The organism is Roseibium sp., from assembly GCF_025698965.1.
Classification (GTDB): Bacteria; Pseudomonadota; Alphaproteobacteria; order Rhizobiales; family Stappiaceae; genus Roseibium.
On record NZ_JAILWL010000102.1, the window covers coordinates 1 to 15,381 of the forward strand.

Sequence of the window (15,381 nt, forward strand, 5' to 3'; positions counted from 1 at the left end):
GCTCCTTCAAAATGCCGATAATCTGTTCTTCTGAAAATCTGCGCTTCATCAGTGTCTCCTTCGAAAAAAGAAAATCACTAACTCAAAACTGGATCAATCTACGGGGAGAGGGTCGCCAATCGTAAAGCAAAGGACGAAGATGGTAACTGGTCCACCGGAACTGTTTGTAACAGCGTCACCGTTTTTTCTGACTCGATGCGGAAACGCTTGAGAAGCGCCAAGGCCAGCAAGGCCGGTAATCAGATCATTGTTGAAGGATTGATCCAATTGAGTTCGTTCGAAAAAGACGGCCATACTGCTTGCCGCACAGATCACCCGACTTTTCTAGTCTTTGACTTGAGTGGATTAGTTTAGCTGAAATTGGTAGCGGAGGCCCGCTACCGACGTTACCCCCGCTTTAATGAAACGCATTTTCTTCTTGGTAGAGTTTTCCCGCAAATCACCAGTTTTAGTCGGAAATGAGCGATAATTGAATTTTCAATTCGGGGTTTGCTGACAATCCGTGGAGGAAAACAACGCAGCACAAAGGAGAAATATCTCAATAGTGTTACGTGCCACAACGTAGTTGTTGTGTTGGAGCACCATTGGTGTTTGAGGGGCAAATTTACTTGGCGACCTGGTATCGCCTCGCGCAAAATAAACTCCGAAGGTTGGGGGGCGGAGGTGAGTTGGCGCTATCTGGTTAGCTCGAATGAGATTAAAGCAATCTTTGCAAAGGGCGATTGATATCCAGATTGTTGAGGCTAGTCAGTCAATTGATCCGAATGGATTGTCTCCTCTTTCTGCCGAAACTGAATTTGCATTTGTTTTTACCTCAGCTTCTGTGAGCTTTGCGTTTTTGGGGGGAACTGAAAACTCGTTGGACTGTTCGAAGTTTTCCTTCATCTGAAAAAGCCTCAGTAGGAAGTCTCAGATGTATCACACTTCGCGCAAGTCTCGTTCGGGAAGATGTATCAAGGATGAGAGTTTGGGTACTATTCTGGATGTCCAGTTGGAACGGTCGGTGACGAATACTCAACGTCAACTGGGTCGGCAACGGCAGCACCAGGTGCAAGCGCGCAATAAATCGAAGCTGCCATAGGTTCAAAATCCGCCCTGAAGTGAACCGAGCTTTTCACACAAACAATCTGCTCTTCCTCAGGCATGATACCCATGTGGCGGAAAATAGAACGATCTCCCGTCTGAACAGACTTTTCAGAGATAAGCACTCGAACACCTTCGATCTTGACAAGAACCATATGTCCAAGGTCCATGCGAGCACCGCCCCACATTGGTCCAGTGGCAGTAAAACACCCGTCATTGACTGCCAAAACTTCCACATTGCCGGCGAAAGGTTCGTCGCCAACGAAACGCCGGCCACCTATCTGGATCTTGCCCGTGCGACCAACGCCAATTTGCATTGCCTGCTGAACAGTCTGCTTACATCCGATCACACCCAAAACTGCGCTCTCGACCTTTGCGCCGATAAGATCACGCAATAGCCCGGTCGTGTCTCCGGTTCCGCCGGCTCCAGGATTGTCCTGTGTATCTGCAATGACAACGGGAGTGCGGCCCCATTTCACATCAGCTTTTGCAGCAGCAATACAATGTTTGGCAGTCTGACAATTTATCGAGAACTCTTTCCGGGACTTGTGAATTTGATCGACCAGAAAATCCGCATGTAAGTCTGCTTGCTCCTGCGTGCGTGCATAGACCATTGCTGAAGGTTGGTTTGTATCATTGTCCGACAGGTGAAATCCCAGTGCCAAAGAAGCACCTTGAACACCTTCGTCGGAAAGCACTGTGGTCAATGCCTCTCCATACAATGTTTTTGCAGGTTCGAAATCTGTCGAACCTGCGTTCAGTCCGACAACGAAGTCTGCTTTTCTGAAAGCCTTGGCCGGACGCTTTGCCTCAAAAACCATGTCGACCAACGAGCCTGCGGTTCGTGCACCGGTTTCGGCCAGATCCACGTGCGGGTATGTTCGGAAAACATCAATATAATCGGCATAATCGAACATCTGTTGAGTGATGTTGGCATGAAGATCCAGACTGATGGCAATTGGCAGGTCATGCCCGGTAACCGTGCGAATGCGACGTAACAATTCGCCTTCTCCGTCCCAAATGCCTTCGGACATCATCGCTCCGTGAAGGTCGAGAAACAGTCCGTCCAAATTACCTGCTTCGGCAACTCCCTTGACGATCTTGTCTGCAATCGTCTCGTAGGCCTCTTGGGTCACAGGGCCAGAAGGCACTGCAAATGCCCAACACAGAGGGACAGGTGTCACGCCGTCAGCAAGAAATTTTTCAAGAGCACCTGTGACTGGCAAGTTGTAGCCACTGGTTTTTAGAATAACATCCTCACCTTCTGACAGCCCCGGCCAATCTTTTTCGCGGACGAACGCATCCAGGTCTGCCTTTAACGGCGAAAACGAGTTTGTTTCATGTTGAAATCCAGCGATACCAATACGCATTAACCTCTCCCCTCTTCGGCCGCGTGGCATGCGATCTGGCTACCGTCTTTGGTGATCAACACTGGTACTTCACGCTTGCATCTTTCGTTGGCGAGGGGGCAGCGTTGATGAAACACGCAACCAGGCGGGGGATCTAAAGGATTTGGAACTTCACCTTCAATCGGCTTTCGATCGCGTTTTCGACCGCGAACGTCCGGAATTGTCTCAATGAGCATGCGTGTATACGGGTGGCGAGGTGTCTCGAAGAGCTCGCGTTTTGAGGCAATTTCGCAAAGGCGGCCCAAATACATCACACCGATCCGGTCAGATACATGGTCTATGACTGCGAGATCGTGGCTGATGAACAGCAACGTTAGATCCAATGCTTCCTGCAATTCAGACATAAGATTGAGGATTTGCGCCTGAACAGACACATCAAGCGCTGATGTAGGTTCGTCGCAGATTAGAAACTCCGGAGCTACAGACAATGATCTCGCAATGGAAATTCGTTGCCTTTGACCTCCAGAAAACTCATGAGGATACTTGTTCTTGTCGCGTGGATTGAGACCAACTTGGACCAATAGTTCATCGACTCGATCGATAATTTCCTGCCTGGAATCATACACTTTCATTGACCGGACCGGTTCGGCAATGATGTCGCCAACCCGCCAGCGGGGATCCAGACTGGAATAGGGATCCTGAAAGATCATCTGCATGCGGCGCAGAATCGAATTCCGGTCACGCGCTTTCTTGCCAGTTATGCTGCTTCCATTGAAAGAGATATCTCCCTTTGTGGGGGAGATCAGTCCAGCCACACATCGTGCAAGAGTTGATTTTCCGCATCCGGATTCACCAACCAGGCTGAAGGTTGCGCCACGAGCGACAGAAAAGTCGATGTCGTTTACTGCCTTCACGTATTTGCGTGGGCTTCGACTTAAGATACGCGTCACTATGGGATCGGAAACATCGAAATGCACCTCCAGGTTATTCAACTCAAGGATGCTGCTGTTTTTAAGGCCAGGGGTCATCTGAACTTACCTTCATCATTGTAATGACAGGCAGACTTGCGTTCAGAGCTTTCAATCGCAGTCAACTTGGGTTGCTGACTTCGACATAGCTCTGTTGCATGAGAGCATCGGGGATGAAACGCACAACCGTGCGGCCGATCATCGAGCCGAGGCATCGCCCCTTCAATACCCGCAAGGCGGTGTTTATGGGCACCTATGACCGGAATTGAGCCCATCAATCCCTTCGTATAGGGATGTATCGGGTTCTCAACTATGTCGCCGACTGGTCCAATCTCCACCAACCGGCCTGAGTACATGACCGCAACCCGATCGGCCGCTTCAGCAATCACCCCTAAATCATGTGTGACCAGCATGACCGCCGTTCCTTGCTTGAGGCACAGTTTCTTGAGCAACAAGATAATTTGGGCCTGGACAGATACATCAAGGGCTGTCGTCGGCTCATCTGCAACAATGAGTTCGGGATTGCAACACAACGCCAAGGCTATCACGACGCGCTGTCTCATTCCGCCCGACAACTCATGCGGATAGGATGACATACGTTGTTCTGGCGCAGGGATTCCGACTTCACGTAGCATATCAATTGCGCGCTCTTTGGCTTCTGATTGCTGCAGTTTCAAGTGAGCATTCAGCGTCTCTGTGAGTTGGCGGCCAATTGTCAGAAGCGGATTCAGACTGGTGAGCGGGTCTTGAAAGATTGCACCGATCTGTTTACCTCTGATCTTTCGCAATTCACGCTGTGTCAGATTTGTGATGTCTCTACCGTTCAGGCGAATTTGACCTGAACTCACTTGGCCCGGTGGCTCCAAGAGGCCTATCAGCGACGCACCTGTGAGCGACTTGCCTGCTCCGGACTCGCCAACGATTCCAAGTATCTCGCCTGCATTGATTTCCAGTGAAATGTCGTCAACTGCAACAAGCACTTGTCGGCGAAGCGGAAACTCAATGCGAAGACGTTCAATAGACAAAACGGTCATGTCTCACCTTAGTTTCGGGTTGAAAGTGTCTCGTAGCCAGTCACCGATCAGATTGACCGCCAGTACGAGCATGACCAAGGCCAAGCAGGGGAATAAGCTGATCCACCATTCACCAGAGAACACATAATCGTTGCCGATCCGGATGAGCGTGCCCAGCGAAGGACTTGTCGGAGGAACACCGACACCTAGAAAGGAGAGCGTTGCCTCAATGATGATCGCAACCGCCACGCCAATTGTCGCTATGACCAGCGTCGGCCCAATTACATTAGGAAGAATGTGCCCGATCATGATGCGGTAAGGAGGACTTTGCGCCATATGTGCCGCAGCGATGTAGTCCTTGTTCCTTTCAACGAGGGTGCCGCTGCGGACTACGCGCGCATATTGCGGCCAGCTTGCAATCCCTATGGAAAGAATGAGCACGGGAATGGCTGCGGTCTCGTGGAGGTTTCCCGCAAGTACTGTGCGCGTCACCCCGTCAATCATCAAGGCTATCAAGATAGGAGGAATGGTGAGCTGTATATCTGCTATTCGCATGACAACGCTGTCTATCCAGCCTCCGAAGTATCCGCTGACTATTCCCAGGGGAACTCCAATGAGCAGGCTTAGCAGCACCGAACACAGGCCCACAATGAGCGAGATACGAGTGCCGTACATAATTGCAGCGAGTACATCTCGTCCCTGATCGTCGGTACCGAGTAAATGAGACGGATCCCCATTCGCGTCCCAGACAGGCGGTATGAAACTGTCCATAAGATCGAGAGTTGAAGGATTGAAAGGGGTGTATGACGTCAGGACAGGTGCAAAGACTGCCATGAAGACGAACAACAGCGTTACGAGCGCCGCAAGGACCGTTGCAGGTGAAGCAAAGAAGCTATGGGCTACGTCACTGTCGAGAACACGCCTAACAGAGGTTAGCAGATGTCTGTGCGAGCCAACTTCGGTTTCTGGTTTCATTAGCATTGTTTAGTGCCCCGCGGACATGCGCAAGCGTGGATCCACCGCGAAATAAAGCAGATCAACAATCAGATTGATGAGGACGAAAAAGAGGGCAACAAGGACAAGATAGGCAGCCATTACCGGAACATCGGCAAACTGAACCGCGTGAATGAACAGGCTGCCCATACCCGGCCACTGAAATACCGTCTCTGTGATGATCGAAAACGCGATCAGCGAACCGATCTGCAATCCTGTTACAGTTATGACGGGGATCAAGGTGTTGCGCAGTGCGTGGTTAAAATACACAGAACGTGGCGCAAGACCGCGTGCCCAGGCGAACTTGATGAAGTCGGTCCGCCGAACCTCGAGCATTTCAGCGCGGACGATGCGAAGGATCAAGGTGGTCTGATACAGGGCAAGCGTAACAGCAGGTAGAATGATTGCCTTCCAGCCGCTGACGGTGAGAAGTCCAGTCGACCACCAGCCAATGTCAACGACTTGACCTCGTCCAAAAGACGGCAACCAGTTCAGCGTCACTGCGAAGAGGTAAATCAACAGGATGCCGACTACGAATGTCGGGAGAGAAACACCGACAAGAGACAAGGCCAACACAAGCCGGCTGTACCATGCATTGCGCTTGATGCCGGTCAAAAGCCCGCCCGATATTCCCAGGGTCAATGCGATAATCGCAGAGACGAATACCAGCTCCAGAGTGGCAGGGAGTCTTTCGGCGATCAATTCACTGACCGGTCGCTGCAACCGGTAAGAGATTCCAAATTCGCCCTGAAGCGCGCCTGCTATGAAGTGAGCGAATTGAACAAGCACCGGCTTGTCCAGCCCCAACGATTGACGCAGAGCTTCCATGTCTTCGATTGTGGTTTCCTGTCCGACCATATTCACGATCGGGTCACCGACATATCGAAACAGACAGAAACAGATCAGTGCGACAAAGAACATAACCGCAGCAGATTGCAGTATGCGCGTCACAATGAAGTTCGCCATGACTACTCTCTATAGATTTATTTAGGAACAACGTAGCTGGCCGGTAGAACGAGGTTCCGCGTCGTCCGTCACGGGACTTCGGGCACCTCGCTCAATCGAATGCCAGTTTGCGTCAAGTCGCGTTAGTTGAAGTTTGCCCAATAGAACCGGGGCATGTTGTTCGGTTCAACGGGGATATTCAGATCGCTGCTTGCGGCCCAGGTCACCATCTGGTGGTGCAGGGGTATGTACGGCATTTCAGCGACAATCTGTTCCCAGATTTCTGCAATCAGGAGGTCGCGCTCTTCTTTGTCGATAACAGATCGAATTTTTTCGATCTTGGCGTTCAATTGAGGCGTGCCGTACCCAGATGCATTCCAGGAACCGTCCGAATGGAACAGATAATCAAAGATGAAGCCTGAATCCATGGTAGGGATTCCCCACCCAAGCATATAAAAATCGGTATCGCGTCCAGTGATGAGCGGGAAGTGCTTTGATTTTGGTTGCGAATTCAGATTTACCTGAATGCCTATCCTGCCAAGCATTCCGACGACGGCCTGGCAAATTGCCTCATCGTTGATGTACCGGTCATTCGGACAATCGAGCCGCACTGTAAACCCGTCCGGGTAGCCTGCCTCTTGAAGAAGTTCCGCGGCTCTTTCCGGATCATACTCAAGCCGGTTGTTGTCCCAATCAGCATTGTATCCGTTGATCGGAGGCTCAATGAGCATACCAGCCGGCATTGAAAGTCCGCGCATAATCTTCTCGCGGATCGCAATGATGTTGATTGCGCGATAAATTGCCTCGCGTACCCGCACGTCCTGGAAGGGATTTTCACCTGTGACACTCGAATTCCGCAATTCGTCTCTACCGACATCCAGGCCCAGAAAAATCGTCCGAATTTGGCTCGTCGAGAGAACATTGAGTTCCGGATAGTTGTCAATTCGCGCCAGGTCCTGCAGCGGCGGGTCAATAACCAAGTCGACCTCGTTAGAAAGCAAGGCGGCAACACGCGTGGCCAAGTTCGAAATTGGGCGCCAAACAACTCGATCAATGTTGTGGTCATAAGTCTCCGATCCCCACCAATCGGGATTGCGGACATATACAGTTTCAATATCTGGTTCGCGTGACTCTAGCTTGAACGCACCCGTACCATTTGCGTTCCTGACTGCGAAAGTTTCTTCCTGGTCTTTGAAATTTTGCGGGCGTTCAACGCCGTGTTCTTCTGACCATTCCTTGTCCATCATAAAGACGTTTACAAGCTGGTCCAAAAGGATTGGATTTGGACCCTTCGTAATCAGCCTGACGGTATGATCGTCTACCTTCTTCACGGTTTCAATGGAGTTCAGGTATCCTTGCATCTGGGAGGTCTCAGACAAGGCGCGGTTAATCGAAAAGATGACATCATCAGCGTCGAAATCACTTCCGTCGTGAAACCTGACGTTTTCCCTTAATCTGAACTCCCACGTATTTGGATCGATATTCGTCCAGGAAACGGCAAGCCCTGGAACGATCTCCATTTCGGGGTTTCGCATCACCAGGCCGTCATAGACCTGAATGGTTGCCATAAGTGTATCTTGCGTGTTCAGGGCATGCGGATCAAATGTCGGAGCATCACCCTTGTTTGAAAAGCGCAGTGTATTTTCCGCTTGCGCGTGACCTGCAACTCCGCCTGAAAGAATTATACAAACTGCACTCAGCAGTAGGCTTTTCTTCAAACACCTCATCTGATCGCTCCCTCTCTGGTTCGGTCCGTCCTGTCCATTTGGCAAGCATTGTCTGATTGGGGGAGACGCCTCCGTCGTCCTTGCCCCCTCTGCCTTATCGGATCAGCGGTACCGTTCTCTTGATCTGAGAAAGATATCCGTTGTGCATTATTATGAAAAATATATAATTCAAAAAAACTTGTTTGGAATTTCAGATGAATGTCACATTGCGCACGATGAGATATTTTGCAGCCGCTGCGCGGCACCAAAATCTTTCACGAGCCGCAGAAGCCGTTCGCGTTTCTCAATCTGTCATGAGCACCAGCATTGACACCATGGAAACGGAGCTTGGCCTGCAATTGTTTGAAAGGCGACCTTCAAAGGGAGCTCGATTGACCGCGGCTGGACGCGATGTCCTCGTAAAAGTCAGAGCTATTCTTGATCAGGTTGATAGTCTTGGAGCGGAACAAGGAGACGCAAAAGCACAGGTCTCGGGACAGCTGTATGTAGCCTGCTTTACACCAATCGCGCCAATTGTCCTGACGCCAATTCTGCGTTCTTTTGTAAAAGACTTTCCTTTGATCAACGTCACTATCCTGGAAGGCAATCCTCGCCACGTTTTCGATCTCATACACAGGGGAGAGGCGGATGTAGGCATTTCATATGACGAAGCCGACATGAGTGCGGGACTTTCTTCTTCGGCTCTTGCCGTCGTCCCTCCGCATGTGGTTCTAGCGGAAGGTCATCCGCTGTCTAAAAATAGCCAGGTCTCGTTGCACGATATCTCCTCAGAACCACTTATCCTATTGGATCTGCCGAGTTCCCGTGAATACTATACGTCGATTTTCGTCACGGCGGGGATCAAGCCGAACTTTGCATACCGTACCGAAAACTATGAAATGGTGCGAAGTCTCGTTGGTGCGGGTCTGGGTGTAGCACTTCTCCAGACACGCCCCCCCGAGCGAATGACCTACAGCGGCGCAAAAGTTGTGTGTTTGCCCCTGCTTGAGGAAACACGAAAGTCAACATTGATGGTTTCCAGTACACGGCAGAACGCCACAAGAGCGTCCGTTCGGGCGTTTGTCGAGCACTGTGAACGGCGGATCCGAAATGGTTTGGACCGACGGATCTCAGTCGACTGAATATGCCCAAAATAAAGATCCTAGATTACTGGTCTCAGATGACTGCATGTATTGACAATCTGCAAGAATGCAAAAGACATTGTTCTCTTTACGTCCTATGCGGATTGAAATTCATCAAGAAACTCCTGGATCTCAAGCCTCAAACGTTTTGATCGGGCATTGCGACTTTCACCTGAAACCATTACTCGTTGCGCGAGCGTCCCTGTATGATTGGCTGCTGCGCTCACTTCCTCGATGTCGTCCGTAATATTCGAGGATTTTTCTGCGGCATAGCTAGGCCCTGTTGACAAAGTTGCGTAACCAGATGCGCGCGACTGCGAGATTGAGGAACGCGGCAAAGGATCTTTTAGATTTGTCGTACCGAGTGGCAATCTTTCGGAACTGTTTGACCTTATTGAACATGCGCTCGATTCGGTTCCTGTCCTTGTAGGCTCGGAAGTTGCAAGGTATCGGGTCCCTATGGTTCGACTTCGGCGGAATGACCGGGCTGATGCCAATGAGCAGCAAGCTTTGACACACGACATCGCCGTCGTATCCCTTGTCGGCCAGGAGCAGTCGTGGCTTGTGGCAAGGTAGCTCCATAAGGGCGGAAACGGCACTGTAGTCAGATGCTTCACCGCCTATCAGGACAAAATCGAGAGGGCATCCTTGACCGTCTGTTCGGGTGTGGATTTTCGGCCTCGCTCCGAAGGAAGTAATGCTTCAATCAGCTCCTATTCTGAGTCTGCCAAATCGCCACGTGCCAAGAATGCCTCCTAAAAGACAGTCTTGAATCACAGCTCATCTGATTTGGGAAACCACCTTGTCAACAGGGCCTAACTTCAAGACACCGACCAGTCGCCTGAATCTCAATCCGTGAACAACCTCATTGGAAAGCACATCTAGCCACTATTGAGGGCAGGGTTTACTTTTCTAGATATCAATATTTGCTGCGTGTTGGGCTTGTTGTTGTCCCGAAGACTAACCATGCGTCAGCTCACCTTCTGTCGGCCTCTCTTTTTGATCCAGAAAACAGGCACATTCCAAGTGTGTTCAAATTTATGATAAAAAGTTTGCGCAAATATTTGCTAATTTTAAATTAGGCGCGTATAACGCCAGTACTCGGCTTCCTCCCGAGGAGGATCCGGGCTCGATTGTTTCAACTTTGCAGCGTCATTGCGCGAAGGGAAAATGGGCTCGGATCCTCACCGAAATTCAAAGACGTTAATGTGAGGAAAGGCCGGGCACGAACCATCCAGAGGGAGGTACAATGATGAATGCATACTTGAAGCGGGTGCTGGCGGCCGGCGTTGTGTTGGGCGCTTTGGGGGGCGCGCCGGCCTTAGCCAAGGACTTGGTTATGGGGCGGTCCACACCGCAAACAGTGCTCGACCCGCATTTCACAGTTCAGCCGACCGGCAATGCCATGGCCACGGACCTGTACGACGGGCTGGTCTTCTTTGGTGAAGATCTGCAGCTCTATCCAGCGTTGGCGACATCGTGGGAGCCGATCGACGAATTGACTTGGGAAATCAAGCTCCGCCCAAATGTCAGATTTCACAACGGAGCAAAATTTACGGCCAAAGATATCGAATACTCGCTGAAGCGAGCCGGGTCGATGCCGAACAGTCCATCGCCAGTTACGCCCCAGGTGGCTGCCGTTGACGAGGTTGAGGTCGTTGATGATTTGACTGTCCGGATCAAGACGAAGGTTCCGACGCCGCTGCTCATGAACCAAATTGGCGAAGTGTTCATTACGTCGTCGGAATTCGGAGACGTTGACACGGCGGATTTCAATTCAGGCAAAGCTGCAGTCGGAACCGGTCCTTACCGACTGGTGTCCTGGATCCCCGGGGAGGCAGCTGAACTTGAAGCCAACCCGGAATGGTGGGGCGGTCAGCCTGAGTTCGAGAACGTCACAGTAAAATTCATAGCGGATTCATCAGCGCGCGTCGCGGCGCTTTTATCAAAGCAAGTCGACGTCATTGATGCGGTCCCCTCTGAAGATGTAGATTTTCTGCGCGGCCAGTCGGGAGTGGAAATCCATTCATCCCCATCGGTGCGCCTGCTGTTCCTGTATCTGGATCTTGTAAATGACAACAGTCCCTTCGTAACGGATCACGAGGGGCGGCCGCTCGATATCAATCCGCTCAAGGATGTGCGTGTCCGAAAGGCTTTGTCGAAGCTGATTGACCGCGAAGCGATTACCGACCATGTCTTTGCAAGGCTGGCGACACCGGCGGGGCAAGTCGCAGTCGAAGGTCAGGGTGGTTACTCAAAGAGCCTGGTCCCGGACCAATATGACCCCGACGCTGCCAAGGTCCTGCTGGCTGAGGCGGGATACCCCGACGGCTTTGGTTTGACACTGCATTGTGCGACAGATCGGGATGTCAATACGGCAGATGCCATTCAGGCGATGGCTCAGATGATTGCGCGAGGTGGTATCAGGATAAATGCCGTCGATTGCCGTCCCTACAGTGTCTATTCCGCTGAGGCCACGAAAGGTGAGTATTCGGCATTTATGTGGGGTCGAAGCGATAAACGGCCCGACACTTCACTGAACTTGCGTAACGGTTACATGACCTACGATATCGATGCTGGTGTGGGCGCGTGGAACCGCGGGCGGTATTCGAACCGGGAGTTCGACAACCTTGTTCAACTTGCGTTGCAGGAGTTCGACACAGAAAAACGCTATGACTTGCTCAGGCAAGCAACCGAAATCCTCATTGGTGAAGACATGGCAATTTTGCCTGTCTACTTCCTGAACGCAACTTGGGCAACACGTGACGGATTTACTTTCGACGCAAACAAAAAAGTCGAAACCAGTGCCCAGCATGTGCACGCCAAATAGGTCTGCGTCTTAATACAGGCACAGCGGATCCCCCCGGGGTCCGCTGTGACGAATAGGCGCCACGAACGGTGCTTGGAGTGAGGAAATATGCTTATTTGGTTGCTGAGGCGATTGCTTCAGGCTGCTTTGGTTTTGCTCGCCATGACGGCGCTGGTTTTTATCGGTGTCAATGTCATTGGAAATCCGGTCGACATCATGATCTCGCCAGATGCGGATCAAGAAGTCCGGCAGCAAGCGATCAGTGCACTGGGGTTCGACAAACCCTTGTGGGAACAATATCTGATCTTTCTCAAGAACGCCCTGAACGGTGACATTGGAAATAGCTATGTGTTCAATCAGCCGGCGCTTGACGTCATCATGCAAAGATTGCCGGCAACGCTTGAGCTTGCCGTCGCCGCTCTCATTCTGTCTGTCCTCATCGGAATTCCACTCGGATTGATCGCGGGTCTCTATCCGGAAATCGCCGTGTCGCGCGTGATAATGACTGTAAGCATTCTAGGTTTCTCGCTCCCGTCCTTCTGGGTCGGATTGATGCTGATAATGCTGTTTTCCGTAATGCTGGGATGGCTTCCGAGCATTGGCCAGGGAGAAACTGTCGAAGTGTTGGGGATGCGCTGGTCATTCCTGACCTGGGACGGCCTGAAACACATGTTCCTCCCGGCACTCAACTTGTCACTCTATAAAATATCAATGGTGCTGCGGCTGACCCGGGCAGGGACAAGTGAAACGCTGCATACCGAATACATCAAGTTTGCACGCGCCAAAGGCCTTTCGCCCGTTCGCATCGTAGGTGTGCATGTTTTGAAAAACATCATGATCCCGGTTGTGACTGTTGTTGGACTCGGGTTCGGCGGAACAATTGCATACGCTGTCGTGACCGAAACGGTATTTGCCTGGCCGGGAACTGGTAAGCTCATTATTGACTCGATCAATGTCTTGGATCGTCCCGTCATCGTCGCCTATCTGATGATGATTGTGACCATCTTTGTTGTGATCAATCTGCTGGTCGATCTGAGCTACACATTGCTCGATCCTCGGGTAAGACTGGGAGATCGCGGATGACCACTCAATCTTCGGTGACGCGACCAGTTCCTTCCAAACGGCTGAGCGTTCCAATCGATGAACGCGAACCCTCCCTGCTTCGTCTCTTTTTTCTGGATTTCATCCGATCGAAAACCGCGGTGGTCGGGCTGATCGTCATAACATCGATAATCGTTGCAGTGGTCCTGGCCCCAGTCATCGCACCGCAGGATCCATACGATCTGTCGCAACTGAACATACTGGATGGGCGTTTGCCTCCGGGGAGCGTCGGTGTCGACGGAAACTACTATCTGCTCGGTACCGATGGCCAAGGCAGGGATATGCTGTCAGGCATCCTGTTCGGGCTTCAAACGTCACTTCTGGTGGGCGTGGGGTCGGCGTTTGTTGCAGCTATCATCGGATCGATACTGGGACTGCTCGCAGCCTATTTCGGAGGGATTGTCGAAACCCTGGTCATGAGGTTTGTGGACCTCCAGCTCTCGTTTCCGACAATCCTGACCGGACTGATGATCCTGGCCGTCATGGGCAAAGGCATAGTCAACGTCATCCTGGCACTCATCATTGTTGAATGGGCAATCTACGCACGAACGGCCAGAGCCAGTGCTTTAGCCGAACGACGGCGTGAATATATTGAAGCGGCGGAAACTTTGGCCCTGCCCAAATGGCGGATCGTGCTTCGGCATCTGTTACCCAACTGCATTCCCGCCTTGATTGTCATCGCAACGATCCAGATTGCCCATGCAATCGCGTTTGAAGCAACGCTTTCCTTCCTGGGATTGGGTGTCCCGATCACCGAGCCCTCCTTGGGGCTGCTCGTCGCGAACGGCTACCGGTACATGCTCTCGGGCGACTACTGGATCAGTTTCCTCCCTGGCCTTGCGCTGCTGATAACCATCGTATCGATCAACCTCGTCGGCGATCACCTGCGCGACATTCTAAATCCGAAGAACAAGCGATGACCGCAACTTTAGAAATCAAGAATCTCTGTGTCGACTTTGGTGCCTTGCGCGCTCTGGACGGCGTATCGCTTCGGGTGAACAGAGGTAAAATCTTAGGATTGGTGGGTGAGTCCGGTTCCGGAAAATCCGTGACAGGAATGTCTATTCTCAAACTCCTTGAAACACCCGGCAAGATTACCTCGGGACAAGTCCTGTTCGATGGACACGATCTTGTCGGCGCTGATGACAAATCAATGCGCAAGATTCGAGGCAATCGAATTTCCATGATTTTTCAAGATCCGATGATGACGCTCAATCCAGTGCTACGGGTTGGAACGCAGATGGTTGAGGCGGTTCTTGCTCACGAAAAAACCAGCAAGGTGGAAGCCGTACGACGAGCACGCGACGCTCTCGGAGCGGTCGGAATCGGATCTCCGGAAGAAAGACTTGCTGCCTATCCGCATCAGTTCTCCGGCGGAATGCGTCAACGTGTTGTCATAGCCATCGCACTGCTTCACAAACCAGATCTGATCGTTGCAGATGAGCCGACAACAGCTCTTGATGTGACAATTCAGGCGCAAATTCTCTCAGAAATTCAGAAGCTTACGAGGGAAAGAAATACAGCTCTCATCTGGATCTCGCACGATCTTTCGGTCGTCGCCGGATTGGCGGATGAGATTGCCGTAATGTATTCCGGCAAGGTCGTGGAAACAGGTTCGACCGATGCTGTTTTGGACAAGACACTCCATCCCTACACCCACGGTCTCATCGGGAGTGTTCCAAGCCGCAACCTACGCGGTCGGCGTCTTCACCAAATTCCGGGTGTGACGCCGAGCATCGACAAGCGCCCGTCCGGTTGCCCATTTCATCCAAGATGCCGCAAAGCTGACGAAATGTGTACCTCTGCCCCACCTGTCAGCGAACCTGAACCAGGGCACGTAACACGCTGTTTTCACCCGATAACTCGCCAATCCAAGGTGGCCTAGACATGAGCATTGCTCCGTTGGTCGAAGTAGTCGACGTTTCAAGAAACTTCGAGAAAAACCAGGGCACACTTGCCAAAGCAGCAGCGCGCCTGAAGCTTGCTCCCAAACCGGAAAGGCTGCGTGCTGTGGATCGCGTAAGCCTGCAGATCCATCCAGGTGAAGTTGTCGGTCTGGCGGGCGAATCCGGTTGCGGCAAGTCAACTCTCGGCCGGATGGTCATAGGGACCATTCCGCCTACTGGTGGTCAGTTAAAGTATCGGGGCCAGGAACTTGGTTCACTTTCGAAGAAGGAACGTGATCTTGTTCGCCTGAAGTTCCAGATGGTTTTTCAAGATCCATTTTCCAGTTTGAACCCGCGAATGCGAGTGGGCGACATTATCAGTGAAG

At 51.6% G+C, this 15,381-nt stretch carries 12 protein-coding genes and 1 pseudogene; 6 read left to right on the forward strand and 7 right to left on the reverse strand.

Translation table 11 applies throughout. The annotated features are described in order from the left end of the window. Positions 1–974: 974 nt before the first annotated feature. The 6 genes from K5905_RS10535 to K5905_RS10560 form a co-directional block, all read right to left on the reverse strand. Positions 975–2,453 (reverse strand): M81 family metallopeptidase, encoded by a 1,479-nt coding sequence (locus tag K5905_RS10535; RefSeq protein WP_297583361.1) that lies wholly within the window; start codon positions 2,451–2,453, stop codon positions 975–977. Beyond that, positions 2,453–3,460, reverse strand: a complete 1,008-nt coding sequence (locus tag K5905_RS10540; RefSeq protein ID WP_297583364.1) for an ABC transporter ATP-binding protein — start codon at positions 3,458–3,460, stop codon at positions 2,453–2,455. The genes K5905_RS10535 and K5905_RS10540 overlap by 1 nt, the downstream gene beginning before the upstream one ends. After that, the gene (locus K5905_RS10545; protein WP_297583367.1) at positions 3,457–4,434 is read right to left on the reverse strand and encodes an ABC transporter ATP-binding protein; all 978 of its coding nucleotides are present in this window, start codon (positions 4,432–4,434) and stop codon (positions 3,457–3,459) included. The genes K5905_RS10540 and K5905_RS10545 overlap by 4 nt, the downstream gene beginning before the upstream one ends. A 3-nt stretch (positions 4,435–4,437) precedes the next feature. Then, entirely contained in the window at positions 4,438–5,394 is a 957-nt protein-coding gene (locus K5905_RS10550; RefSeq protein ID WP_297583369.1) for an ABC transporter permease, read from the reverse strand. Positions 5,395–5,397: 3 nt separating this feature from the next. Next, a complete protein-coding gene (locus tag K5905_RS10555) occupies positions 5,398–6,372 on the reverse strand; it encodes an ABC transporter permease (protein ID WP_297583371.1) in 975 nt (324 codons plus the stop codon). Positions 6,373–6,494: 122 nt separating this feature from the next. Further along, complete coding sequence (locus K5905_RS10560; protein WP_297583373.1) at positions 6,495–7,919, reverse strand: ABC transporter substrate-binding protein; 1,425 nt, start codon at positions 7,917–7,919, stop codon at positions 6,495–6,497. Positions 7,920–8,293: 374 nt separating this feature from the next. On the opposite strand from K5905_RS10560, the gene K5905_RS10565 reads away from it, so the two are divergent. After that, positions 8,294–9,199 (forward strand): LysR family transcriptional regulator, encoded by a 906-nt coding sequence (locus tag K5905_RS10565; RefSeq protein WP_297583388.1) that lies wholly within the window; start codon positions 8,294–8,296, stop codon positions 9,197–9,199. 273 nt (positions 9,200–9,472) lie between these two features. Here the strand turns inward: K5905_RS10565 and K5905_RS10570 are convergent. Further along, positions 9,473–9,874 (reverse strand): annotated as a pseudogene (locus tag K5905_RS10570) (IS5 family transposase); the annotation flags it as partial. A gap of 574 nt (positions 9,875–10,448) precedes the next feature. On the opposite strand from K5905_RS10570, the gene K5905_RS10575 reads away from it, so the two are divergent. From K5905_RS10575 to K5905_RS10595, 5 genes are all read left to right on the forward strand, one after another. Further along, entirely contained in the window at positions 10,449–12,029 is a 1,581-nt protein-coding gene (locus tag K5905_RS10575) for an ABC transporter substrate-binding protein (protein WP_297583375.1), read from the forward strand. A gap of 87 nt (positions 12,030–12,116) precedes the next feature. After that, positions 12,117–13,091, forward strand: a complete 975-nt coding sequence (locus tag K5905_RS10580; protein ID WP_297583377.1) for an ABC transporter permease — start codon at positions 12,117–12,119, stop codon at positions 13,089–13,091. Next, a complete protein-coding gene (locus K5905_RS10585; protein ID WP_297583379.1) occupies positions 13,088–14,029 on the forward strand; it encodes an ABC transporter permease in 942 nt (313 codons plus the stop codon). The genes K5905_RS10580 and K5905_RS10585 overlap by 4 nt, the downstream gene beginning before the upstream one ends. Continuing rightward, positions 14,026–14,994, forward strand: a complete 969-nt coding sequence (locus K5905_RS10590) for an ABC transporter ATP-binding protein (protein ID WP_297583382.1) — start codon at positions 14,026–14,028, stop codon at positions 14,992–14,994. The genes K5905_RS10585 and K5905_RS10590 overlap by 4 nt, the downstream gene beginning before the upstream one ends. Positions 14,995–14,996: 2 nt before the next feature. Further along, the coding region (locus tag K5905_RS10595) for an ATP-binding cassette domain-containing protein (protein ID WP_297583385.1) at positions 14,997–15,381 on the forward strand (385 nt) is incomplete at its 3' end.